Source organism: Mycobacterium rhizamassiliense, assembly GCF_900157375.1.
Classification (GTDB): Bacteria; Actinomycetota; Actinomycetes; order Mycobacteriales; family Mycobacteriaceae; genus Mycobacterium; species Mycobacterium rhizamassiliense.
On the sequence record NZ_LT721901.1, the window covers coordinates 414849 to 438331 of the forward strand.

General features: G+C 70.4%; 20 protein-coding genes and 1 pseudogene. 9 read left to right on the plus strand and 12 right to left on the minus strand.

The annotated features are described in order from the left end of the window. The first annotated feature begins 50 nt into the window (after positions 1-50). On the plus strand, positions 51-1847 hold the full coding sequence (locus MRAB57_RS02070) for an acetyl/propionyl/methylcrotonyl-CoA carboxylase subunit alpha (protein ID WP_077086078.1): 1797 nt from the start codon (positions 51-53) through the stop codon (positions 1845-1847). Positions 1848-2030: 183 nt separating this feature from the next. Then, complete coding sequence (locus MRAB57_RS02075) at positions 2031-2450, plus strand: STAS domain-containing protein (protein ID WP_077086079.1); 420 nt, start codon at positions 2031-2033, stop codon at positions 2448-2450. On the opposite strand, the gene MRAB57_RS02080 is transcribed toward MRAB57_RS02075, so the two are convergent. The 4 genes from MRAB57_RS02080 to MRAB57_RS02095 all read right to left on the minus strand — a co-directional run bounded on the left by MRAB57_RS02080 (position 2430) and on the right by MRAB57_RS02095 (position 4770). Next, a complete protein-coding gene (locus tag MRAB57_RS02080) occupies positions 2430-3224 on the minus strand; it encodes an RNA polymerase sigma factor SigF (protein ID WP_077086080.1) in 795 nt (264 codons plus the stop codon). The two genes, MRAB57_RS02075 and MRAB57_RS02080, sit on opposite strands and share 21 nt — an antisense overlap. Beyond that, entirely contained in the window at positions 3221-3658 is a 438-nt protein-coding gene (locus MRAB57_RS02085) for an anti-sigma factor (RefSeq protein WP_077086081.1), read from the minus strand. Before MRAB57_RS02085 ends, MRAB57_RS02080 begins: the two co-directional genes overlap by 4 nt. Before the next feature lie 369 nt (positions 3659-4027). After that, the gene (gene usfY / locus MRAB57_RS02090) at positions 4028-4339 is read right to left on the minus strand and encodes a protein UsfY (RefSeq protein WP_077086082.1); all 312 of its coding nucleotides are present in this window, start codon (positions 4337-4339) and stop codon (positions 4028-4030) included. Between the two features lie 47 nt (positions 4340-4386). Then, positions 4387-4770 carry a hypothetical protein gene (locus MRAB57_RS02095; RefSeq protein WP_077086083.1) on the minus strand — a complete coding sequence of 128 codons (384 nt, stop codon included), beginning with the start codon at positions 4768-4770 and terminating at the stop codon, positions 4387-4389. A gap of 293 nt (positions 4771-5063) precedes the next feature. On the opposite strand from MRAB57_RS02095, the gene MRAB57_RS02100 reads away from it, so the two are divergent. From MRAB57_RS02100 to nei2, 3 genes are read left to right on the plus strand one after another with little or no spacing between them, the layout of a single operon-like run. Beyond that, positions 5064-5735 (plus strand): TetR/AcrR family transcriptional regulator, encoded by a 672-nt coding sequence (locus MRAB57_RS02100; RefSeq protein ID WP_077086084.1) that lies wholly within the window; start codon positions 5064-5066, stop codon positions 5733-5735. A gap of 48 nt (positions 5736-5783) precedes the next feature. After that, on the plus strand, positions 5784-10316 hold the full coding sequence (locus tag MRAB57_RS02105) for an ATP-dependent helicase (protein ID WP_077086085.1): 4533 nt from the start codon (positions 5784-5786) through the stop codon (positions 10314-10316). 14 nt (positions 10317-10330) lie between these two features. Next, positions 10331-11086 carry an endonuclease VIII Nei2 gene (nei2, locus tag MRAB57_RS02110; RefSeq protein WP_077086086.1) on the plus strand — a complete coding sequence of 252 codons (756 nt, stop codon included), beginning with the start codon at positions 10331-10333 and terminating at the stop codon, positions 11084-11086. Positions 11087-11089: 3 nt separating this feature from the next. Here nei2 and MRAB57_RS02115 read toward each other — a convergent pair whose 3' ends face one another. Beyond that, positions 11090-12004 (minus strand): extracellular catalytic domain type 1 short-chain-length polyhydroxyalkanoate depolymerase, encoded by a 915-nt coding sequence (locus tag MRAB57_RS02115; RefSeq protein ID WP_077086087.1) that lies wholly within the window; start codon positions 12002-12004, stop codon positions 11090-11092. 240 nt (positions 12005-12244) lie between these two features. Here MRAB57_RS02115 and MRAB57_RS02120 point away from each other — a divergent pair, with 240 nt between their 5' ends. After that, the gene (locus tag MRAB57_RS02120) at positions 12245-12637 is read left to right on the plus strand and encodes a DUF732 domain-containing protein (protein ID WP_245835794.1); all 393 of its coding nucleotides are present in this window, start codon (positions 12245-12247) and stop codon (positions 12635-12637) included. Here the strand turns inward: MRAB57_RS02120 and MRAB57_RS02125 are convergent. Genes MRAB57_RS02125 through MRAB57_RS02135 form a run of 3 tightly spaced genes read right to left on the minus strand, consistent with a single transcriptional unit; the run spans position 12628 to position 16697 of the window. Continuing rightward, complete coding sequence (locus MRAB57_RS02125; RefSeq protein WP_077090338.1) at positions 12628-13524, minus strand: pseudouridine synthase; 897 nt, start codon at positions 13522-13524, stop codon at positions 12628-12630. The two genes, MRAB57_RS02120 and MRAB57_RS02125, sit on opposite strands and share 10 nt — an antisense overlap. A gap of 7 nt (positions 13525-13531) precedes the next feature. After that, entirely contained in the window at positions 13532-15256 is a 1725-nt protein-coding gene (locus tag MRAB57_RS02130) for a glycerol-3-phosphate dehydrogenase/oxidase (RefSeq protein ID WP_245835796.1), read from the minus strand. 10 nt (positions 15257-15266) lie between these two features. Further along, on the minus strand, positions 15267-16697 hold the full coding sequence (locus MRAB57_RS02135) for an NAD(P)H-quinone dehydrogenase (RefSeq protein WP_077086088.1): 1431 nt from the start codon (positions 16695-16697) through the stop codon (positions 15267-15269). Positions 16698-16831: 134 nt separating this feature from the next. Between MRAB57_RS02135 and MRAB57_RS02140 the strand changes: the two genes are divergently transcribed. Continuing rightward, complete coding sequence (locus tag MRAB57_RS02140) at positions 16832-17311, plus strand: gamma-glutamylcyclotransferase family protein (protein WP_077086089.1); 480 nt, start codon at positions 16832-16834, stop codon at positions 17309-17311. Here the strand turns inward: MRAB57_RS02140 and MRAB57_RS02145 are convergent. From MRAB57_RS02145 to MRAB57_RS02155, 3 genes are read right to left on the minus strand one after another with little or no spacing between them, the layout of a single operon-like run. Further along, a complete protein-coding gene (locus MRAB57_RS02145; protein WP_077086090.1) occupies positions 17308-18486 on the minus strand; it encodes a M20 family metallopeptidase in 1179 nt (392 codons plus the stop codon). The genes MRAB57_RS02140 and MRAB57_RS02145 overlap by 4 nt on opposite strands. After that, positions 18483-19667, minus strand: coding sequence for a M20 family metallopeptidase (locus MRAB57_RS02150; protein WP_077086091.1), 1185 nt, complete (start codon positions 19665-19667; stop codon positions 18483-18485). Before MRAB57_RS02150 ends, MRAB57_RS02145 begins: the two co-directional genes overlap by 4 nt. A gap of 50 nt (positions 19668-19717) precedes the next feature. Further along, positions 19718-20332, minus strand: coding sequence for a cutinase family protein (locus tag MRAB57_RS02155; RefSeq protein ID WP_173813994.1), 615 nt, complete (start codon positions 20330-20332; stop codon positions 19718-19720). Positions 20333-20423: 91 nt separating this feature from the next. Between MRAB57_RS02155 and MRAB57_RS02160 the strand changes: the two genes are divergently transcribed. Together MRAB57_RS02160 and MRAB57_RS02165 are read left to right on the plus strand one after the other, a co-directional pair. Further along, the gene (locus MRAB57_RS02160) at positions 20424-21230 is read left to right on the plus strand and encodes a purine-nucleoside phosphorylase (protein ID WP_077086093.1); all 807 of its coding nucleotides are present in this window, start codon (positions 20424-20426) and stop codon (positions 21228-21230) included. Positions 21231-21234: 4 nt separating this feature from the next. Further along, positions 21235-22818 carry a phospho-sugar mutase gene (locus MRAB57_RS02165; protein ID WP_108637864.1) on the plus strand — a complete coding sequence of 528 codons (1584 nt, stop codon included), beginning with the start codon at positions 21235-21237 and terminating at the stop codon, positions 22816-22818. A 4-nt stretch (positions 22819-22822) separates the two neighbouring features. Here the strand turns inward: MRAB57_RS02165 and upp are convergent. Next, positions 22823-23443, minus strand: a pseudogene (gene upp / locus MRAB57_RS02170) (uracil phosphoribosyltransferase); the annotation flags it as partial. Between the last annotated feature and the right edge of the window lie 40 nt (positions 23444-23483).

Below are 23483 nucleotides of genomic sequence, written 5' to 3' on the forward strand. Positions count from 1 at the left end.
TAGAGACGCACGCAGAAGAATCTCTGCAGAAGGCCCAAACAGGAGGCGCAGTGGCCAGTCACGCCAGCTCAAGGATCTCCAAGGTGCTCGTCGCCAACCGCGGCGAAATCGCTGTCCGGGTGATCCGGGCGGCCCGCGATGCGGGCTTGTCCAGCGTGGCGGTGTACGCCGAACCCGACGCCGACGCGCCGCACGTGCGGCTGGCCGACGAGGCGTTCGCCCTGGGCGGCCAGACGTCCGCGGAGTCCTACCTGGACTTCGCCAAGATCCTCGACGCCGCCGCGAAGTCCGGCGCCAACGCCATCCACCCGGGTTACGGCTTCCTGTCCGAGAACGCCGACTTCGCCCAGGCGGTCCTCGACGCGAACCTGATCTGGATCGGGCCCAGCCCGCAGTCCATCCGCGACCTCGGCGACAAGGTCACCGCCCGCCACATCGCCGCCAAGGCGCAGGCGCCACTGGTGCCCGGCACCCCGGACCCGGTCAAGGACGCCGACGAGGTGGTGGCCTTCGCCAAGGAGTACGGCGTGCCGGTCGCGATCAAGGCGGCCTTCGGCGGTGGCGGACGTGGCATGAAGGTGGCCCGCAGCATCGAGGAGATCCCCGAGCTGTTCGAGTCGGCCACCCGCGAGGCGGTCGCGGCGTTCGGCCGCGGTGAGTGCTTCGTCGAGCGCTACCTGGACAAGCCGCGCCACGTCGAGGCCCAGGTGATCGCCGACCAGCACGGCAACGTCATCGTCGCCGGCACCCGCGACTGCTCGCTGCAGCGCCGGTTCCAGAAGCTGGTCGAGGAGGCGCCCGCGCCGTTCCTGACCGACGCGCAGCGCAAGGAGATCCACGAGTCCGCCAAGCGCATCTGCAAGGAGGCCGGCTACTACGGCGCGGGAACGGTCGAGTACCTGGTCGGCCAGGACGGCCTGATCTCCTTCCTCGAGGTCAACACCCGGCTGCAGGTGGAACACCCGGTCACCGAGGAGACCGCGGGCATCGACCTGGTGCTGCAGCAGTTCAAGATCGCCAACGGCGAGAAGCTGGACATCACCGAGGACCCGACGCCGCGCGGGCACGCCATCGAGTTCCGGATCAACGGCGAGGACGCCGGGCGTGGCTTCCTGCCCGCCCCCGGCCCGGTCACCCGCTACGACATCCCCACCGGCCCCGGCGTCCGGCTGGACTCCGGCGTCGAGGCGGGTTCGGTGATCGGCGGCCAGTTCGACTCGATGCTGTCCAAGCTGATCGTGTACGGCGCCACCCGCGAGGAGGCGCTGGCGCGCTCCCGCCGGGCGCTCGATGAATTCCACGTCGAGGGCCTGGCGACGGTCATCCCGTTCCACCGCGCCGTGGTGTCCGACCCGGCGTTCATCGGTGACGACGACGGCTTCACGGTGCACACCCGCTGGATCGAGACCGAGTGGGACAACACCGTCGAGCCCTTCACCGCCGGCGAACCCCTGGACGGCGAGGACCCCCAGCCGCGCCAGAAGGTGGTCGTCGAGGTCAACGGACGCCGGCTCGAGGTCTCGCTGCCCGGCGACCTGGCGCTGTCCGGCGGCGGTGGCGGCGGCGAGGCCGGCGTCGTCCGCAAGAAGCCCAAGGCGCGCCAGCGTGGCTCGCACGGCGGCGCTGCGGCCTCCGGCGACTCCGTCACCGCGCCCATGCAGGGCACCGTCGTCAAGGTCGCGGTCGAGGAAGGCCAAGAGGTCGCCACGGGCGATCTGGTGGTGGTCCTCGAGGCGATGAAGATGGAGAACCCCGTCACCGCCCACAAGGACGGCGTCATCACCGGACTGGCTGTCGAGGCCGGCGCCGCCGTCACGCAGGGCACCGTGCTCGCGGAGATCAAGTAACGATCCTGCGAGAATTCACAGGGAGCGTTGTCGGTCCCGGCTGCCCCGAGTAGGGTTGCGGACAGGTTGAGTTCACAGCCACCCGGAATACGTGCCAGACGCGTGGGGTAGGCGGAATTCCCTCCTCCTCCGAACCTTTCCCTCGTGGCTGACGTGTTCCATAGCAGGAATTCTCCTCAATGGATGGAGTCAGCAATGGCTGTGGCCCAATCTTGGCAGCGTTGCCGTACCGCCCAATTCAGCGCGCAATGGCACGCGTCGGGCGCCGTGATGACCGTCGACGGAGAGCTCGATGCCGCCAACGCCGATCAGCTCGCCACCTACGTCCAGCGCAATGTGGGCCGCACCAGCCGGGTCATCCTCGACCTTCGCGGCCTGGAATTCATTGGCACCGCCGGGTTTTCGGCGCTGCACCGGATCAATGTGGTGTGCTCGGCCGCCCAGGTGCACTGGGCGATGGCACCGAGCGAAGCGGTGTCGCGGCTATTGCGGGTCTGTGATCCCGACGGCACCCTGCCGGTCACCGGTGCGACGGACGAGCCGCTGCTCAAGGCCGCGCACCGGGGCGACGACCAGCGTCCGCTACTCCAACTGGTCACGTAGCCGCGTCAGCGACTTGGCCAGCAGTCGCGACACGTGCATCTGCGAGATGCCCACCCGATCCGCGATCTGAGTCTGGGTCATCGACTCAAAGAACCTGAGCATTAACACCATTCGCTCACGCTCGGGCAGCCCCTCGAGCAACGGCCGCAGCGCCTCGCGGTCCTCGATCCGATCGAGGCTGGCGTCCACGTCGCCCAGCGTGTCGGCGATGGCGCGCGCGTCGTCCTCTTCGCCGCCGCTGCCACCGCCGCTGTCGATGGACAGGGTGTTGTAGGAGCTGCCGGCCACCAGGCCCTCGACGACCTCGGCACGGTCCATTTCCAGTTCGGCGGCGAGTTCGGTGGCGGTGGGCGCACGGCCCAGCCGTTGCGAGAGTTCGGCGGTGGCGGTGCCCAGCCGCAGATGCAATTCCTTCAATCGCCGGGGAACCTTGACCGACCAACTGTTGTCGCGGAAGTGGCGGCGAACCTCTCCCATGATCGTGGGCACGGCGAACGACACGAAGTCAGATCCGGTCTCGACGTCGAAACGCGCTACGGCGTTGACCAATCCGACGCGCGCCACCTGAACCAGGTCGTCGCGCGGCTCGCCGCGGCCCTCGAATCGGCGGGCGATGTGGTCGGCAAGGGGTAGGCACCGCTCGACGATCTTGTCCCGCTGCCGCTGGAACTCCGACGAATCGGCGTCGACAGTGGCCAGCTCACGGAACATGTCCGGAACGTCGGCGTATTCATTTGGGCGCGAACCCGAACCGCCGTCAGCTTTCGCTGTCACCTGCTGGAGGCCGCCCGTCGCGCCGTCAGCGTGATACCGAAAACACTGCCGGTTTCATTGGGTTCGCGTCCGTCCTGGAAGGTCTGGACGTCATCGGCCAAGGATGTCAGGACATGCCAGCTGAAGCTGCCGGGCGCGACCACGTCGTGTGTTTCGCATGCCGCGGAGGCCTCCACAATCAAGACCTCGTCGCGCGGGTCGACCACGACGGCCAGGGTCGCGTCGGGCGTCGCCGACCGGATCAAACGGGTGCAAACTTCGTCGACCGCGAGCCGCAAATCGGCCACCGCGTCGAAATCGAGGTCCTCGAAAGTGCCGATGGCGCCGACCAACGTACGCAGCATCGCCAGGTTCTCCAGGCGTGCAGCAACTTGCAATTCGACGGCGCGGTGGCCCCGTTGGCGTTTGCTACCGCGCAGTTGCGCATCGGTCATATGCTCTCCCGGCAAAGTTTGACTCACACTACTCCTCGCGTTGGAGCGCGCCCTGGACGTTACGGTCGAGCCGGTTATTCATGATCGCCGCCGGGTTATTCCGTTCGCGATGAACGGGCCCGTCATAACCAACCCACCCCGGACGCGCAGACTCGGGCGCGTAGCAGTGATTACCCGGGATTGTGCTGATCATACTTGTCGCTGTCGCGTCACCATTGATGTTGGTGCTTTCTTGATTCCGTGCCCGATGCTGGACTGCGTGCGCGGGCGCGCGAATATAGGCAGCACTCATCATGGTTCACACCTGATACCCACTGAAGGCACCGAATAACCCACGGATCTATTAAATATTCGCGACCTGGACTGCGGTTAGCTGCTGAGCCCCGACCTGGGCACCTCGGGGTGCTCGGAGGCCCATCGTTCAAAAATTCTTCGGATCCGCCGGTGCTCGACGGCCAGCCACACCAGCCCCACCACCGTGACGACGACCGCGGTGACGCCCGCGGTCATGCCCTCGTGCTGGTGTCCGGTGCCGAAGGCCGCCAGGCTTCCGCACACTCCGATCACCCCGGCTACCACGAACAGGTAGCCGGGCCAATGTATTACGTCGATCAGCGACTCGCCGGCGAGTGGACGCGTCGTCCGTAGATGGTCGACGGGGTCACGGTAGGTGTCTCCCATGGCTGCTCCTAGTTAAGGCCGCAATATCCACGGTAGAACGCCGAATCTCAAAGAGCCAGCACGGGCCCGGCAATCGCGGGGACGCTCATGGAGACGGTCACGATCATCAGCGTCAGCAAGAACCAGCCCGCGCCGTGCCAGCCCCACCACGTGCCCTCCCGGCGCCACACGCGGTAGGTCTGCACGAAGGCCCAAAGCCCGGCCGCCAGAAGGATCGCCGGTCCGCCAATTGCCAGCAGCGTGCGCTGTGGCGCGCCGCACGCGACGGTGTCGACACCGGTGGCCGGGCAGGTGCTGACCCACAGGGCGGCCATGATGACGAAGCCGACCCCGCCGGCCGCCGACAGCATCGCGAACCGGATGGCGGCGCGCACGTCGCCGTCCTCCTGGCCCAGGCGGTCGCCACGCGAACGCTCGTCGGCTTTCGGCATCGCTGAACCTCATGTCCGGGTATTGATTGCACTTCTATTTCGGCCGCAACGCGGGATTAGTTACCGAGTTGCGGGAATTTGCTCCACCCGATGCGGATACCCGCCGGATTCCCGACTAACCCGCCACCCGCCTATGCCGCGCTCTCGATGCCCAATTGCCGACGTCTGCAAGCGGTTCCGGTCGGCCCGCCGCCGGTTGCGCGCCCGTGCGGGGTTGGCCCTGGCACGGGGCGTGGACTCCGGATGAACGCGGGCTGGCGGTGCACCTAATCGACATGAGTAATATCTGTCACATGCCGACAGCCAGAAGGCGCTTATCCCCCGAGGATCGGCGCGCCGAGCTGCTCGCATTGGGGGCAGAAGTCTTTGGGAAACGACCCTACGACGAGGTCCGCATTGACGAGATAGCCGAGCGCGCCGGAGTCTCTCGGGCCCTGATGTATCACTACTTCCCGGACAAGCGCGCGTTCTTCGCCGCCGTGGTCAAGGACGAGGCCGACCGGCTCTACGAGGCCACGAACAAAGAGCCCGTCGCCGGGCTGACGATGTTCGAAGAGGCGCGGATGGGCGTGCTGGCCTACATGGCCTACCACGAACAGAACCCGGAGGCGGCCTGGGCGGCATACGTCGGCCTGGGCCGGTCCGACCCGGTCCTGCTCGGGGTCGAGGACGACGCCAAGATCCGTCAGATGGAACTCATCATGACGCGCATCGGCGAGGTCGTCACCAAGGTTCCCGGGGCGAAGCTGGAACCGGACATCGAGCGCGACCTGCGGATCATCGTCAACGGCTGGATCGCGTTCACCTTCGAGCTGTGCCGCCAGCGCATCATGGACCCCACCGCCAGCGCCGAGCGCCTCGCCGATTCGTGCGCACACACGCTGCTGGACGCGATCACCCGGGTGCCCGAGATTCCGCCGGAGCTCGCGCACGCGATGGCGAATTCTCGTCACCAACCGCAGTAATCGGCCTTCGGGTCGGCTTTTGTCGGTGTCTGTTGGCACCATGGCTAGGTGAGCACCGATGCGCTGAGCCGGTTCAGCGCGACCACCCGTGAGTGGTTCGACAGTACGTTCGCCGCGCCCACCACCGCCCAGGCGGCGGCCTGGGATGCGATCGCCGACGGCAAGAACACGTTGGTCGTCGCGCCGACCGGGTCCGGCAAGACGCTCGCGGCCTTCCTGTGGGCGCTGGACAGCCTCGCCCGCCCGGCCGAAAAGCCGGCGGGCACCCGAGTGCTCTACGTGTCGCCGCTGAAGGCCCTGGCGGTCGATGTCGAGCGCAACCTGCGCACCCCGCTGGCCGGACTCACCCGGATCGCCGAGCGGGACGGCCTGCCGGCCCCGCAGATCAGCGTCGGCGTCCGCTCCGGCGATACCCCGCCCGCGGCACGCCGGCAGCTCATCGCGCACCCGCCCGACGTGCTGATCACCACCCCTGAGTCGCTGTTCTTGATGCTGACCTCCGCCGCCCGCGAGACGCTGGTCGGGGTGCAGACGGTGATCGTCGACGAGATTCACGCGATCGCCGGGGGCAAGCGCGGCGCGCATCTGGCACTGTCGCTGGAGCGGCTCGAGGACCTGTCCCGCGACCTTCGCGACGGGCGCCCCGCGCAGCGCATCGGTCTGTCGGCGACCGTGCGCCCGCCCGAGGAGCTGGCCCGGTTCCTGTCCGGGCAGGCCCCGACGACCATCGTCGCCCCGCAGTCCGACAAGTCCTTCGAGCTCTCCGTGCAGGTGCCGGTGCCCGACATGGCGAACCTCGCCAATAACAGCATTTGGCCCGACGTCGAGGCCCGGCTGGTCGACCTGATCGAAGCGCACGGCTCGACCATCGTGTTCGCCAACTCGCGGCGGCTGGCCGAGCGACTTACCGCGCGGCTCAACGAGATTCACGCCGAGCGCTGCGGCATTGCGCTGGCCATGGAGGCCAACCCGAAGGTGCCCGGTGGCGCGCCCGCGCACATCATGGGCAGCGGCCAGACCCTGGGCGCCGACGCGATACTCGCCCGCGCCCACCACGGTTCGGTCAGCAAGGAGCAGCGCGCGGTCGTCGAGGAGGACCTCAAACGCGGGCTGCTCAAGGCGGTGGTCGCGACGTCCAGCCTGGAACTGGGCATCGACATGGGCGCCGTCGACCTGGTGATCCAGGTGGAAGCCCCGCCGTCGGTGGCCAGCGGCCTGCAGCGCATCGGGCGCGCCGGCCACCAGGTCGGCGAGGTCTCCCGGGGCGTGCTGTTCCCCAAACACCGCACCGACCTGATCGGCTGCGCGGTCAGCGTGCAGCGGATGCTGACCGGGCAGATCGAGATGATGCGGGTGCCCGCCAACCCACTCGACATCCTGGCCCAGCAGACCGTGGCGGCGGCCGCGCTCGAGCCGCTGGACGCCGACCGCTGGTTCGACACCGTGCGGCGGGCCGCCCCGTTCGCGACGCTGCCCCGCAGCGTCTTCGAGGCCACGCTGGACCTGCTGTCGGGCAAGTACCCGTCCACCGATTTCGCCGAGCTGCGGCCGCGTCTGGTCTACGACCGCGACACGGGCACGCTGACCGCCCGGCCCGGCGCACAGCGGCTGGCCGTCACCTCCGGCGGCGCGATCCCCGACCGCGGGCAGTTCGCGGTGTTCCTGGCGACCGATTCCGAAAAGCCTTCGCGGGTAGGCGAACTGGACGAGGAGATGGTCTACGAGTCGCGGCCCGGCGACGTCATCTCGCTGGGCGCGACCAGTTGGCGGATCACCGAGATCACCCACGACCGGGTGCTGGTGATTCCCGCGCCCGGCCAGCCGGCCCGGCTGCCGTTCTGGCGCGGCGACGACGCGGGGCGCCCCGCCGAGCTGGGCGCCGCGCTCGGCGCGTTCACCGGCGAGCTGGCCGGCCTCGGCCGCGATGAGTTCGATACGCGTTGTGCCGCATTGGGTTTCGATGCCTATGCGACCGACAATCTGTGGGGACTGCTCGACGAGCAGCGCAGCACCGCCGGGGTGGTGCCCACCGACACCACCCTGCTGGTCGAGCGGTTCCGCGACGAGCTCGGCGACTGGCGGGTGATCCTGCATTCGCCGTACGGGCTGCGGGTGCACGGCCCGCTGGCACTGGCGGTGAGTAAGCGGCTGCGCGAACGCTACGGCGTCGACGAGAAGCCGACCGCCTCCGACGACGGCATCGTGGTCCGGCTCCCCGACACCCTGGACGAAAGCCCGCCCGGAGCAGAGCTTTTCGTCTTCGACGCCGACGAGATCGACCCCATCGTCACCGCCGAGGTGGGCTCCTCGGCGCTGTTCGCCTCGCGGTTCCGCGAATGCGCGGCCCGCGCGCTGCTGCTGCCCCGCCGCCAGCCCGGCCGCCGCTCGCCGCTGTGGCAGCAGCGCCAGCGCGCCGCGCAGCTGCTGGAGGTGGCCCGCAAGTACCCCGACTTCCCGGTGGTGCTGGAGACCATCCGCGAATGCCTGCAGGACGTGTACGACGTGCCCGCCCTGACCGAACTGATGACCGGCATCGCGGGCCGCCGGGTCCGGATGCTCGAGGTCGAGACCGCGAGGCCGTCGCCCTTCGCGGCGTCGCTGTTGTTCGGCTACGTCGGCGCGTTCATGTACGAGGGCGACACCCCGCTGGCCGAACGCCGCGCCGCGGCGCTGTCGCTGGACAGCACGCTGCTGGCCGAGCTGCTCGGCCGCGTGGAACTGCGCGAGCTGCTCGACCCGGACGTCATCGTCGCCACCGGCCGCCAGCTGCAGCACCTATCGGCCGACCGCGCGGCGCGCGACGCCGAGGGCGTGGCCGACCTGCTGCGGCTGCTCGGCCCGCTGACCGAGGACGAGGTCGCCGAGCGGGCCGCCGCCGAGGACGTCGGCGGCTGGCTGGAGGGCCTGCGCGCCGCCCGGCGCGCGCTGACCGTGTCGTTCGCCGGTCGCAGCTGGTGGGTGGCCATCGAGGACATCGGCAGGCTGCGCGACGGCGTCGGGGTCGCGGTTCCGGTCGGCGTCCCGGCGGCCTTCGCCGAGCAGGTCGCCGACCCGCTGGGCGAGCTGCTCGGCCGCTACGCCCGCACCCGCACCCCGTTCACCACGGCCGACGCGGCCGGCCGCTTCGGCCTGGGACTGCGCGTGACCGCCGACGTGCTCGGCAGGCTGGCCGGCGACGGCCGGCTGGTGCGCGGCGACTTCGTCGCGGGTGGCGACACCACCGGCGGTCCGGGCGGCGAGCAGTGGTGCGACGCGGAGGTGCTGCGCATCCTGCGGCGCCGTTCGCTGGCCGCGCTGCGCGCCCAGGTCGAGCCGGTGAGCACCGCCGCCTACGGCCGCTTCCTGCCGTCCTGGCACGGCCTGTCCGCCGGCTACTCGGGGCTGGACGGGCTGATGTCGGTGATCGACCAGGTGGCCGCCGTCCGGATCCCGGCCTCGGCGATCGAGCCGCTGGTGCTGGCGCCCCGGGTGCGTGACTACTCGCCGGCGATGCTCGACGAGCTGCTGGCGACCGGGGAAGTCACCTGGTCGGGCGCGGGGTCGATCTCGGGTAGCGACGGCTGGATCACGTTGCACGCCAGCGACACCGCGCCGCTGACGCTGGCCGCCCCCGCCGAGATCGAGTTCACCGACACCCACCGGGCGATCCTGGACACGCTTGCCGGTGGCGGCGGGTACTTCTTCCGCCAGCTCGCCCAGGACGGTGTCGGCGAGACGGCGCTCAAAGAGGCTCTGTGGGAACTGATTTGGGCCGGCTGGATCAGCGGCGACACGTTCGCCCCGGTTCGCGCGGCGCTCGCCGGGACCGGCAGCCGCAAGCGAGCCGCCCCGGCACACCGGGGACGCCGGGCGCCGCGGCTGAGCCGCTACAGCGTCGCGCACGCCCAGCAACGCAGCGTCGACGCGACCGTGGCCGGGCGATGGTCCGTCCTGCCGGCTCCCGAGCCGGATTCCACGCTGCGCGCCCACTACCAGGCCGAGCTGCTGCTGAACCGGCACGGCGTGCTGACCAGGGGCGCGGTGACCGCCGAGGGCGTGCCGGGCGGGTTCGCCACGCTGTACAAGGTGCTGAGCACCTTCGAGGAGGCCGGCCGCTGCCAGCGCGGCTATTTCGTGGAGTCACTCGGCGGCGCCCAGTTCGCCGTCGCGTCGACCGTCGACCGGCTGCGCAGCTACCTCGACGGCGTCGATCCGGAGCGTCCGGAATACCGGGCGGTGGTGCTGGCCGCCACCGACCCGGCCAATCCCTACGGCGCGGCCCTGCCCTGGCCGTCGCCCGAGGGGGCCCGGCCCGGTCGCAAGGCGGGCGCCCTGGTGGTGCTGGTGGACGGCGAGCTGGCCTGGTTCCTCGAGCGCGGCGGTCGGTCGCTGTTGACGTTCACCGGCGACCCCGCCGCCCATCACGCCGCCGCCGTGGCGCTGGCCGACCTGGTCTCGGGCGGACGGGTCGCGTCCATCCTGGTCGAACGCATCGACGGGGCACCGGCCCTGGAGGCGTCGGCCGGCGGCCCCACCCTGGTGAGCGCCGCCCTGTCCGAGGCCGGTTTCACGCGCACCCCGCGCGGGATGCGGCTGCGGTGAGCCGGGATTGACTGATGCCCGAGGGTGACACCGTCTGGCACACGGCGGCCACGCTGCGCGAGCACTTGGCCGGGCGCACGCTGACCCGCTGCGACGTTCGGGTGCCGAAATTCGCCACCGTCGACCTGACAGGTCAGGTGATCGACGAGGTGGTCAGCCGCGGCAAGCACCTGTTCATTCGGGTGGGGCAGGCCAGCATTCATTCGCATCTGAAGATGGACGGCAGCTGGCGGGTCGGCAACCGCCCGGTGCGGGTGGACCATCGAACGCGAATCATCTTGGAGGCCGGGCCCATTCGCGCCATCGGCGTCGACCTCGGGGTGCTGGAGATACTCGAGCGCGAGCACGAGAGCGAGGCCGTCGCGCACCTGGGGCCCGACCTGCTGGGCCCCGACTGGGACGCCCCGTTGGCCGCCGCGAACCTGGCCGCGCAGCCGGACCGGCCGATCGCCGAGGCGCTGTTGGACCAGCGGGTGCTGGCCGGCATCGGCAACGTGTACTGCAACGAATTGTGTTTCGTCACCGGGCATCTGCCCACAGCGCCGGTCGCCGCGATCGCCGATCCGCGACGCCTGGTGTCGCGTGCCCGGGACATGCTGTGGCTGAACAGGTTTCGTTGGAACCGGTGCACGACGGGCGATACCCGTCAGGGCAGGCAGCTGTGGGTCTACGGCCGGGCCGGCGAGAACTGCCGACGCTGCGGCACCCGCATCAGGCGCGACGACAGCGGCGAGCGGGTGGCCTACTGGTGCCCGGCCTGCCAGGTCTGAGCGCTAGTCGCGAGCGTGCGCCAGGAAGAACTGCGCGATGGCCTCCGAGCCGTCCAGGGCGCGGGTGGTGGGGCCGATGATGGCCTTGGGCAGATATTGCTTGCCTCCCGGCCAGGTGTGCCCGCCGTTGTCGATTTGGTACAGCACCACTTCGGTGGACGACGTGCATTCGACGGAGTCGTAGCGACGCACGACGGTGCCGTCGCCGACGTTGGGCAGCACCTGCGACGCCGGGCCGCTCTGGCACCCGTTCGCCGATCGCCACCGGTCGACCATGCTGCCCACCGAGATCGAATGGCTAAGCCCGCCGCGGCCGTGGACGGCTCCCCCGTTGTAGGGCACCAGCGGATCGGCCGTCCCGTGCGCCTCCCACACCGACACCGGGCGGGACGGATTGCAGGCCACACCGACGCCCAGGGTGCCCGCCACCGGCGCGATCGCGGCGAAGATGTCGGCGCGGTCGCAGGCCAGCTTGTTGGACATGAACCCGCCGTTGGACATCCCGGTGGCGAAGACGTGCCCGGGCGCGATGTTGTAGTCGTTCTGCAGCTTGGCCGCCAGCCCGGCCAGGAAGCCGACGTCGTCGACGTGGCGGCGATCCGCCGGCGAAGCGCCGCGCCCGTCGGCCCAGCTCTTGTCGTAGCCGTCGGGGTAGACGACCAGCAGGTTGTTCGCGTCGGCGACGGCGTCGAACTCGGTCAGCCCGCGCTGCCCGTTCCCGGTGCCGCCGCCGCCGTGCAGGCTGAGCACCAGGCCGACGGGGTCGCCGGGCGGCAGATGCATGGTGTAGGTCCGGTTCATGCCTCCGGACCGGAAGCTGCCGGTCAGGTCCCGGTGGGTGGCCGAGACGTGCCGCACACCGCAGCCGACCAGGCACGCGGCCAGCACGGCCAGCGCTAACCAGTGTCGGTACGGCATGGGCGTCAAATTACCGATTGCAATCGCGGGTCGAGGGGGGACGGGCGGCTAAAGAGTGTGACGGCCGACACAACCCGGCGTCAACTTACGGCGGCGGCAAAATCCAGCCGCAACCTGGGTGTTAATCAAATCGCGCCGAGATTTAACCTTCCGGCCATCTTGTGGGACGGCTTTAGTAATCACGGATCGCTTTGATAGTCACCATTCGGCCGCGATTGAAGTTTCAGGGGAGTGACGCAAATGATCGGTACGCGTATCCGCATGTCGGGGGCTGTGCTGTCGCTATCGGCCGCCGGGTTGATCTCGGTTTTCGGCCTGTTAGGAACGGCGCCCATCGCTAGCGCCGACGCCGGCGACGCCCAATTCTTGGCCATGCTGAAGAAGGACGACATCAACCACAGCTCGGCGCCGGCCGCCATCGCGGCCGGCCACAAGGTCTGCGAGTACCTCGAATCCGGGATGAACTGGAAAGAGGTCGCGGCCGACGTCGAGAACAGCAGCAACATGCCCGACTACGACACCGGCTTCTTCGTCGGCGCGGCGATCAAGGCGTACTGCCCGCAGTTCATGCCGGACGTCCCCAAGCAGGACGTGCCGCAGCCCGTGGGGAACCAGACCACGCCTCAGGCCTGACCGGGGTCCAGGGTTCGCCGGCTGGCGAACTCGCGGTGCGATCCGGTGATCGGGTCGTCGAATTCGATGCGTTGCGCCAGTAGCTGCAGCGGAGTGCTGAAGTCGTCGGCGGGCACGTCAATCACGTTGGGGTACAACGGGTCTCCGATTATCGGCAGACCCAGCGACGCCATATGCACCCGCAGTTGATGGGTGCGCCCGGTGCGTGGCGTCAACCGGTAGAGCCCCTCCGGCGCATGGGGGCGCCTCCCACTTGCGGGGGACAGCTCCACCAGCGTCTCGGCGTTGGGCTCGCCCGGCTCGCTGACGGCCTGTAAGTGGCCGCGGCGCTTGATGATTCGGCTCCTGACCACGCGCGGCAGCTCGACGGCCGGGTCGATCGCGGCCAGCGCCAGGTACGTCTTGGCGACCAGGCCCCTGGCGAACAGCGTCTGGTAGGCGCCGCGCAGCTCGCGGCGCGTGGTGAACAGCAGCACGCCCGCGGTCAGCCGGTCCAGCCGGTGCGCGGGGCTGAGCTCGGGCAGCTCCAGCTCGCGGCGCAGCCGCACCAGCGCGGTCTGCGCGACGTGCCGCCCGCGCGGCATGGTGGCCAGAAAATGCGGCTTGTCCACGACCACGATGCCGTCATCGCGATGCAGCACCGGGACGTCGAACGGGACCGGCACCTCGTCGGGCAGCTCGCGGTAGAGGTAGACGCTGGCGCCGGCGGGCAGCTCGGTTGCCGCGTCGATCACCGCGCCGTCGGCGTCGACGACCTCCCCGGCCAGCACCTTGGCGGCGGCCCGCTCGCCGAACCGGGCGGTCAGCTCGGCCAGCACCGGCCCGCCGTGCAGCCGGACCCGCGCGGGCCCCAACCCGTCGCGGACGGGCAGCGGGGCCGGCCTCACCACGAAATCAATTCAGCGGCACCGGCTCGAGAATCTCGGCGCGCGCCTCCGGCGCGCTGGCCCGCAGCTCGTCGGCCGACACGTCGTCGGGCTGGGCCTGCGACAGGATCTCGGCCTCCACCCGCGCGGTGTAGTTGTCGACCTCGCGGTCGACGTCGGCGGCCGTCCAGCCCAGCACCGGGGCGACGATCTCGGCGACCTCCCTGGCGCAGTCGACGCCGCGGTGCGAGTACTCGATGGAGATCCGCATCCGGCGCGCCAGGACGTCCTCCAGGTGCAGCGCGCCCTCGGCGGTGACGGCGTAGAGCGCCTCGACCTTCAGATACCCCGGCGCCTCCGCGATAGGGGCCAGCAGCTCGGGCCGGCCGCCCGCCAGGGCCAGCACGTCGTCCATCAGCGAGCCGTAGCGGTCCAGCAGGTGACGCACCCGGTACGGGTGCAGGTGGACCAGCTCACCGACGTGCTCGACCTGGTTGATCAGCGCGAAATAGCCGTCGGCGCCCAGCAGGCCGACCTTCTCGGTGATCGACGGCGCGACCCGGGCCGGGACGAACTGGACCGCGGTGTCGATCGCGTCGGCGGCCATCACGCGGTAGGTGGTGTACTTGCCGCCGGCGATGGCGACCAGGCCGGGCGCGGGTACCGCGACGGCGTGCTCCCGGGACAGCTTGGAGGTTTCCTCGCTCTCGCCGGCCAGCAGGGGCCGCAGGCCGGCGTACACGCCGTCGATGTCGGCGTGCGTCAGCGGGGTGGCCAGCACCGTGTTGACGGTTTCCAGGATGTAGTCGATGTCGGCCTTGGTCGCCGCGGGGTGGGCCAGGTCGAGATTCCAGTCCGTGTCGGTGGTCCCGATGATCCAGTGGCTTCCCCACGGGATGACGAACATCACCGACTGCGCGGTGCGCAGGATGATGGCGACGTCGCTGACGATGCGGTCGCGCGGCACGACGACGTGCACGCCCTTGGACGCGCGCACCTGAAATCGCCCGCGCTGCTTGGACAATGCCTGGATCTCGTCGGTCCATACCCCGGTCGCGTTGACCACGACGTGGCCGCGGACCTCGGTGATCGAGCCGTCCTCGGAGTCGCGGACCCGCACGCCGATCACCCGGTCGCCCTCGCGCAGCAACGCAACCACCTGCGTCGAGCAGCGCACCACCGCGCCGTAATGGGCTGCGGTGCGCGCGACCGTCATCGTGTGCCGGGCGTCGTCAACGACGGTGTCGTAGTAGCGAATCCCCCCGATCAGCGACGACCGCTTCAAGCCCGGGCTCAGCCGCAGCGCGCCCGCGCGGGTCAAATGCTTTTGCGCCGGAACGGATTTCGCGCCACCCAGGCTGTCGTACAGGAAGATGCCCGCCGCGGTGTACGGTCGCTCCCACCACCGATGGGTCAGCGGGAACAGGAACGGCATCGGCTTCACCAGGTGCGGCGCCAGCCTGGTCAGCGACAGCTCGCGCTCGTAGAGCGCCTCGCGCACCAGCCCGAATTCCAGCTGCTCGAGGTAGCGCAGCCCGCCGTGAAACATCTTCGAGGAGCGGCTCGAGGTACCCGAGGCGAAGTCACGCGCCTCGACCAGCGCCACCTTGAGGCCGCGGGTGGCGGCGTCCAGCGCACAGCCGGAACCAACCACCCCGCCGCCGATGACGACCACGTCGAACTGCTCGGCGCCGAGCCGCTGCCAGGCCGCCGCGCGTTGCTCGGGGCCCAGGACGGAAATCGGGTCACTCACGCCTACGAACCTAGTCCAGATCGTCGTGCGCCATCAGCCGACGAGCGGCCTCGGTGATCGAACCCGACAGCGACGGGTAGACGGCCAGCGTCTGTGCCAGCTCGTTGACGGTGATGCGGTTTTGCACGGCCACGGCGATCGGCAGGATCAGCTCGGAGGCGATCGGCGCCACCACGACGCCGCCGATCACCACGCCGGTGGCCTGCCGGCAGAACAGCTTGACGAAGCCCTGCCGCAGCCCGGACATCTTGGCGCGGGCGTTGGTGCGCAGCGGCAGCATGATGGTCCGCGCCGGCACCGAGCCGTCGTCGATCATCGTCTGCGGCACGCCGACGGCCGCGATCTCGGGCCGGGTGAACACCGTCGCGGCCACCGTGCGCAGCCGGATCGGGCTGACGCCCTCGCCCAGCGCGTGATACATCGCGATGCGGCCCTGCATGGCGGCCACCGAGGCCAGCAGCAGCAGGCCGGTGCAGTCGCCTGCGGCGTAGATCCCAGGGACGGACGTCCGCGACACCCGGTCCACCTTCAGGTAGTCGCCCCGGCCCAGCTCGATGCCGACGCGTTCCAGGCCGAGGCCGCTGGTGTTGGGCACCGACCCGATGGTCATCAGCGCGTGGCTGCCCTCGACGGTCCGGCCATCCGTCATGGTGACCAGCACCCCGTTCTCGGTGCGGGTGACCGATTCGGCGCGGGCGTTCTTGACCAGGTTCACGCCGCGTTCGGCGAACGCCTCCTCCAGCACCAGCGCCGCGTCGGCGTCCTCGTAGGGCAGCACCCGGTCGCGGCTGGCCGCCACCGTCACCGGCACGCCCAGCTCGGTGTAGGCGTGCACGAACTCGGCGCCGGTGACGCCGGAGCCCACCACGATCAGGTGCTCGGGCAGTGCCTCGAGGTTGTACAGCTGGCGCCAGGTGAGGATGCGCTCGCCGTCGGGTTGCGCCGACGGCAGGATCCGCGGGCTGGCGCCGGTGGCGATCAGCACGACGTCCGCCTCGTACTCGCTGATGACGGGGCCGTCAGGCCCCGGATCGGAATGAGTCGCCCTGACGTTGTGCCGGGCCAGCCCCGGGTTGGGGTCGATCAGCTCCCCGCGCGCCGCGACCAAAGTCACACCGGCACTGAGCAGCTGGGTCGCGATGTCGGCCGATTGCTCGGCGGCAAGGCTTTTGACGCGGCTGTGGATCCGTGGGAGCGAGATCTTGGCGTCGTCGATGTCGATGTCGAAGCCCAGCCGGGGCGCCCGGCGCAGCTCGGTGCGCAGCCAGGTCGAGGCGATGAACGTCTTGGACGGCACGCAGTCGTCCAGGACGGCGGCCCCGCCGATGCCCTCCGAGTCGATCACCGTGACGTGCGTCGTGTCGGGATGCAACGTGGCGGCCACCAGCGCGGCTTCGTAACCGGCCGGGCCTCCACCCAGGATCACGATGCGGGTCACCACAGCCCTAACCTAGCCGGACTTGCCGGCTCCCCGCAGCGCGGCGACGATGCACACCAGCATGGCGTGAAGAGGAGCGCGCCATCAGACGCAGCGCGGCGGCGGTGCCCAACGGGTGCGGCGTTTAAGCTTTCCCAGTGCCGCTCTACGCCGCCTATGGCTCCAACATGCATCCCGAACAGATGCAGCAGCGTGCACCGCACTCGCCGATGGCGGGTTGCGGCTGGCTGCACGGGTGGCGGCTGACGTTCGGCGGCGAGGACATCGGCTGGGAGGGCGCGCTGGCCAGCGTCGTGGAGGATCCCGACGCCAAGGTGTTCGTCGTGCTCTACGACATGACGCCGGCCGACGAGATGAACCTGGACCGGTGGGAGGGCTCCGAGTTCGGCGTCCACAAGAAGATCCGGTGCCGCGTCGAGCGGACGTCGTCGGACACCAACACCGACCCGGTGCTGGCGTGGCTGTATGTCCTGGACGCCTGGGAGGGCGGCCTGCCGTCGGCGCGCTACCTGGGCGTGATGGCCGACGCCGCCGAAATCGCCGGTGCGCCAGAGGAATACGTGCACGACCTGCGGACCCGGCCGGCACGCAACATCGGCCCGGGCACCGGCGCCTAAGACCCGGCGAGCACGGCCGACTGCTCGACGATGTTGACCATCACGCGCAGCCCCACCTCCAGCGCCCGCTCGTCGAGATCGAACGTCGGCTGGTGCAGGTCCAGCTGCGGCCCCTGGCCCGACCAGACGCCCAGCCGGGCCATCGCGCCGGGAATCTCCTCGAGGTACCAGGAGAAGTCCTCGCCGCCGCCGGACTGCCGGGTGTCGGCCAGGGCGTCGGGGCCGACGGCCTCGATCGCGTGGGTCAGGATGCGGGTCGAGGCTTCCTCGTTGACCACCGGCGGCACGCCGCGCCGGTATTGCAGCGTGTGCTCGATGCCCAACGGCGACAGCAGCCCGTCCACGGAGTGGCGGATGATCTCCTCCAGCGACACCCAGGTCTGCCTGCTGGCGGTGCGCACGGTGCCGGCCAGCACCCCGGTCTGCGGAATGGCGTTGGGCGCCACGCCGGCGTTGACCGCGCCCCACACCAGCACGGTGCTGTTGCGCGGGTCGATGCGGCGCGAGATCACGCCGGGCAGCCCGGTGATCAGCGTGCCCAGGCCGTAGACCAGGTCGGCGGTCAGGTGCGGCCGCGACGTGTGCCCGCCCGGCGAATACAGCGTGATCTCCAGCTGGTCGGCCGCCGACGTGATGGGGCCCTGCCGCACCGCGACCTTGCCCACCTCCAGGCGGGGGTCGCAGTGCAGCGCGAAGATGCGCGACACCCCGGTCAGCGCGCCCGCCGCGATGGCGTCGATCGCGCCGCCGGGCATCAGCTCCTCGGCGGCCTGGAAGATCAACCGCACTCCGACCGGCAGTTCGGGCACCGACGCCAGGACCAGCCCGGTAGCCAGCAGGATCGCGGTGTGCGCGTCGTGGCCGCAGGCGTGCGCGACGTTCGGCATCGTCGACGTGTACGGCGCGCCGGTCCGCTCGGCCATCGGCAGCGCGTCCATGTCGGCGCGCAGCGCGATCCTGGGCGCGTGTTCGGGCCCGAAGTCGCACGTGAGCCCGGTACCGGCGGGCAGCACCTTGGGGTTCAGGCCGGCGTCGGCGAGGCGCTCCGCGACGAACTGGGTGGTGGCGTACTCCTGGCGCCCCAGCTCCGGGTAGCGGTGAATGTGCCGGCGCCACTCGACCAGGTCCTCGAAATGCGTCCCCAGCCAGTCGCCCGCGGCGTCAGCCAGGCTCATGTGGCGGCCCGGCGTTCTAACGCGCTCAACACCCGGTCGCGTTGCTCCGGGCTCTCGGCGAGCTGAACGACCGCGCGCGCCAACATGATTGCGCCGTCGAGCACCGCGCGGTCGGCGCTGGGTCCCGCGGCGGCCGCGGCGAAGTCGCGCTGGTGCACCGTCGCCCCGCCGGCGTCGACACCGATCACCGGATGGATCCCCGGCAGCACGTGCGTCACGTTGCCCATGTCGGTGCTGCCCATCGGGAACATTGCCTCGTACTGCGGTGCCAGCGGCTGGCGGCCGAGCCGATTCATCTCGTGCCGGCAGACTTCGGACAGCCACTCGTCGGACTTCAACTCGGCGTATGGCGGTGCGGGCTGCTCGATTTGGTATTCGCAGCCGGTGGCCAGCGCGCCCGCGGCAAAGCAGGCGAACATCCTGCCCTCCAGCTCTCGCAGCGAATCCGATTCCAGCGCGCGCATCGCGTATTCGACCGCCGCGCGCCCGGGGATGACGTTGACCGCCTGCCCCCCGTCGGTGACGATCCCGTGCACGAGCTGGCCCGGCGCCAGTTGCTGGCGCAGCAGCCCGATGGCCACCTGCGCGACGGTCACGGCGTCGGCGGCGTTGACGCCCAGGTGCGGCGCGACGGCGGCGTGCGATTCCTTGCCGCGGTAGTGCGCGACAGCCTCGGACAGCGCCAGCGAACGGCCCGCAGCGATGTCGGTGGGCCCGGGGTGCACCATCACCGCGACCGCGACGTCGTCGAACGTCCCGGCGCGCAACAACAGTTCCTTGCCGCCGCCGGCCTCCTCGGCGGGGGTGCCCAGCAGCGCGACCGTCAGGCCCAGCTCGTCGGCCACCTCGGCGAGGGCCAGCGCGGTCCCGACCGCGGACGCGGCGATGATGTTGTGGCCGCAGGCGTGCCCGATCTCGGGCAGAGCGTCGTACTCCGCGCAGACGCCGACAACCAGCGGTCCGCTGCCGAAGTCGGCCCGGAATGCGGTGTCCAGACCGCCGGCGGCCGCGGTGATCTCGAAGCCACGTTCAGCCACCAGGGCCTGCGCCTTCGCGCAGCTGCGGTGCTCGGCGAAGGCGAGTTCGGGCTCGGCGTGGATTGCGTGCGACAGCTCGGCGAGATCGATACCACGACGCCGCACCGCGTCCTCAACGGTGTCCAATGCGGTGTGTGGGGACATCCTCGCAGTATCTCACCGACGCGGGCCGCCGATCACCGCACCGGGGCGGGCTACACCCGTCCGGCGATAAATCCCGCCGCTTGACCGGGGTACGGCGGCACCGAGTAATCGTGGTGCGCGTCACGGTCGCGGCCGCCGACGACGCAGACCGGATCACCCTCGGCGCACAGATCGATGGCGCGGCCGGCGAACTGGCCCGACGTCGACAGCGGGGTGTTGAAGCGGTTGCCCGGGTTGCCGAACACCGCGACCGCCGCGATCTTGTTGGCCAGACCGGGGTCCAGCGCGGGCGCTGAGCCGAGGTTGCCGACGGTGTTGCCCAGCGGCGGCACGCCGGCCAGCATCGACACCGCCGCGGCGCCCTGTGAGAAGCCACCGAGGATCAGGTGGGTGCCGGGGCACTGGTCGGCCATCGCCGCGATGTGATTCCGCGCGTCGTCGGCGCCGGTGCCGGTCTGCAGAAAGTTGTAGCTGGCCGGGTAGTTCACCGCGTAGTTGTCCAGGCTGCGCCCGCCGACACTGCCTTGCAGCGCGCCGAACAGCGCGTCCCCCACGGCCCCCAGGCCGGGTGGCTCGTTGGTGCCGCGGGCAAAGATGAGTTGGACGTCCGGACAGTCAGCCCGCGCGGCGGGGGCGGGGCCGACGACGACCGCTGCCACCGACAGCGCAACTGCAACAACCAAGCCGGCAACCGGCCCCCTACCAAATCTCATGTGGCAAATCCTGACATATATAGCGAGGCTAAGCTCGCACAGTGTGACCGACGTTGCATTCGAGAACTCCCAACTCGCAAAGCGCGCGGCAAATTCCATCCGGGAGAAAACCGGGGTGGACGAGCACGACATCGCGATCGTCCTGGGTTCGGGATGGTCGCCGGCCGTCGCGGAGCTGGGGTCGCCGACGGTCGCCTTGCCCCAGGCCGAATTGCCCGGCTTCGCACCGCCGAAGGCGGTCGGCCACCCCGGCGAACTGCTGTCCATGCGCATCGGGGCTCACCGGGTGTTGGTCCTGGTCGGCCGCGTGCACGCCTACGAGGGCCACGACCTGAGCCATGTCGTGCACCCGGTGCGCACCGCGTGCGAAGCCGGCGCGCGCATCGTCGTGCTGACCAACGCCGCGGGCGGGCTGCGCCCGGACATGACGGTCGGCCAGCCGGTGCTGATCAGCGATCACCTGAACCTCACGGCGCGCTCGCCGCTGGTCGGCCCGCAGTTCGTCGACCTCACCGACGCCTACTCGCCGCGGCTGCGCGAGCTGGCCCGTGCGGCCGATCCGGAGCTGACCGAGGGCGTCTACGCTGGCCTGCCGGGCCCGCACTACGAGACGCCCGCCGAGATCCGGATGCTGCGGGTGCTCGGCGCCGACCTGGTCGGCATGTCGACGGTGCACGAGACGATCGCGGCGCGGGCATCCGGCGCCGAGGTGCTGGGCATCTCGCTGGTGACCAACCTGGCGGCCGGGATCACCGGGGAGCCGCTCAGCCACGCCGAGGTGGTGGCCGCCGGCGCCGAATCCGCGACCCGCATCGGAGCCCTGCTGGCCGGCGTGATCGCCCAGTTCTGAACCCATGACGCCCGAGGAGTGGATCGACCACGACCCGGACCCGGGGACCGCGGAGGAGCTCTCGGCTTGTGCCCCAGACGAACTCGCCGCGCGTTTCGCCCGCCCGCTGACGTTCGGCACCGCGGGGCTGCGCGGACCGGTGCGCGGCGGCCCGGACGCCATGAACGTCGCGGTGGTCGCGCGCGCCACCTGGGCGGTGGCCCGGGTGCTTGCCGATCGCGGCGCGGCCGGTTCGACGGTGATCGTGGGACGCGACGCCCGGCACGGCTCGGCGATCTTCGCCACGGTAGCCGCGGAAGTGCTCGCCGCCCAGGGTTTTTCGGTGATTCTACTGCCCGGTGCGGTGCCCACGCCGGTGGTGGCGTTCGCGGTGCGCCACACTGAGGCCGCGGCCGGAATCCAGATCACGGCCTCGCACAATCCGCCCGCCGACAATGGCTACAAGGTGTACTTCGACGGCGGCATCCAGATCGTCTCCCCCACCGACCGCCAGATCGAAACCGCGATGGCCGCAGCCCCTTTCGCCGACCGGATCGAGCGCACACCGGTCGAGCCCGCCGACGCCGGCCTGATCGAGCGCTACATCACGCGGGCCGCCGGGGTGCGGCGCGGCGCCGGCTCGGTGCGGGTGGCCCTGACCCCGCTGCACGGGGTCGGCGGCGCGGTGGCCGTCGAGACGTTGCATCGCGCCGGCTTCGACCAGGTGCACACCGTCGGCGCCCAGTTCGCGCCCGACCCCGACTTCCCCACCGTCGCGTTCCCCAATCCCGAAGAGCCCGGCGCCACCGACGGTTTGCTCGCCCTGGCCGCCGACGTCCACGCCGACGTCGCGATCGCGCTGGACCCCGACGCCGACCGGTGCGCGGTCGGCATACCCACCGCGTCGGGGTGGCGGATGCTCTCCGGCGACGAAACCGGTTGGCTGCTGGGCGATTACCTCCTGTCGCGAACGCCCGACCCGGCGGCGGCCGTGGTGGCCAGCAGCGTGGTGTCCTCCCGGATGCTGGCCGCGATCGCCGCACGCTACGGCGCCGTGCACGTCGAAACCCTCACCGGCTTCAAGTGGCTCGCGCGCGCCGACGCCGAATTGCCCTCCGGCACATTGGTATACGCCTACGAGGAGGCGATCGGCCACTGCGTCGACCCGGCGGCGGTGCGCGACAAGGACGGCATCAGCGCCGCGGTGCTGGTGTGCGATCTGGTGGCCGCGTGCAAAGACCAGGGCCTTGACGTGCCGGACAAGCTCGACGAGCTGGCCCGTCGCTACGGCGTGCACGAGGTCGCGGCGGTGTCGCGCCGGGTCGCCGACCCCGGCGAGGCCGCCGCGCTGATGGCCCGGCTACGGGCCGAGCCGCCGACCGCGTTGGCGGGATTCGCCGCGACCGTCACCGACATCACCGATGCGCTGATCTTCACCGGCGGCGACGACGACACGTCGATCAGGGTGGTGGTGCGGCCTTCCGGGACGGAGCCGAAGCTGAAGTGCTACTTGGAGATTCGCTGCGCGGCTTCCGACGACCTGACTTCTTCTCGGACTTATGCCGCCGCCCTGCGTGAGCAGCTGGTCGCTTCGCTGGCGCACTGGTGAATATCCGGGGCCCGAACTGACGGTCGCCCGCATCGCCGAGGCCCGGCACGATGAACGCCGACTTGTTGAGCCCCTTGTCGATCGCGGCGGTGAACACCCGCGCGTTGGGCGCTATCTTCTCCACTGCCGCAATGCCTTCCGGCGCAGCCACGACGCAGAGCACGCTGATATCCGTCGCGCCGCGCCGCTGCAGCAGTTCGATGGCGTAGGTCATCGACCCGCCGGTGGCCAGCATCGGGTCGAGCACTATCACCGGCCGCCGCTTGAGCTTCTCGGGCAGCGCCTCCATGTACGGCACGGCCTCATGCGTTTCCTCGTCGCGGGCGACACCGATGAAACCCACCTCGGCGTCCGGGATCGCGGCGTGCGCCTCGTCGACCATGCCGAGCCCGGCCCGCAACACCGGAACCAGCAGTGGCGGGGTGGCCAGCCGGCGGCCGAACGTCTCGGCCAGTGGCGTCCGGATCCGGACCGGTTGGGTCGGTGCGTCGCGCAGGGCCTCGTAGACCAACACCAGCGTGAGCTCGCGCAGCGCGGCCCGGAAGCCCGCCCCGTCGGTGCGTTCGTCGCGCAGCATCGTCAGCCGGGCCGCGGCCAACGGGTGGTCGATCACGCGCACTTCCATGGCTACGAGGGTATATAACGATCGGGCAAAGCCCTGCTGA

What these genes read in the sequence shown, in the direction of transcription:
- MRAB57_RS02075 (WP_077086079.1), top strand. Translation starts at nt 2,031, where the DNA reads ATGGAGTCAGCAATGGCTGTGGCCCAATCTTGGCAGCGTTGCCGTACC.
- MRAB57_RS02085 (WP_077086081.1), bottom strand. Translation starts at nt 3,658, where the DNA reads ATGACCGATGCGCAACTGCGCGGTAGCAAACGCCAACGGGGCCACCGC.
- usfY (WP_077086082.1), bottom strand. Translation starts at nt 4,339, where the DNA reads ATGGGAGACACCTACCGTGACCCCGTCGACCATCTACGGACGACGCGT.
- MRAB57_RS02095 (WP_077086083.1), bottom strand. Translation starts at nt 4,770, where the DNA reads ATGCCGAAAGCCGACGAGCGTTCGCGTGGCGACCGCCTGGGCCAGGAG.
- MRAB57_RS02100 (WP_077086084.1), top strand. Translation starts at nt 5,064, where the DNA reads ATGCCGACAGCCAGAAGGCGCTTATCCCCCGAGGATCGGCGCGCCGAG.
- nei2 (WP_077086086.1), top strand. Translation starts at nt 10,331, where the DNA reads ATGCCCGAGGGTGACACCGTCTGGCACACGGCGGCCACGCTGCGCGAG.
- MRAB57_RS02115 (WP_077086087.1), bottom strand. Translation starts at nt 12,004, where the DNA reads ATGCCGTACCGACACTGGTTAGCGCTGGCCGTGCTGGCCGCGTGCCTG.
- MRAB57_RS02120 (WP_245835794.1), top strand. Translation starts at nt 12,245, where the DNA reads ATGATCGGTACGCGTATCCGCATGTCGGGGGCTGTGCTGTCGCTATCG.
- MRAB57_RS02145 (WP_077086090.1), bottom strand. Translation starts at nt 18,486, where the DNA reads ATGAGCCTGGCTGACGCCGCGGGCGACTGGCTGGGGACGCATTTCGAG.
- MRAB57_RS02150 (WP_077086091.1), bottom strand. Translation starts at nt 19,667, where the DNA reads ATGTCCCCACACACCGCATTGGACACCGTTGAGGACGCGGTGCGGCGT.
- MRAB57_RS02165 (WP_108637864.1), top strand. Translation starts at nt 21,235, where the DNA reads ATGACGCCCGAGGAGTGGATCGACCACGACCCGGACCCGGGGACCGCG.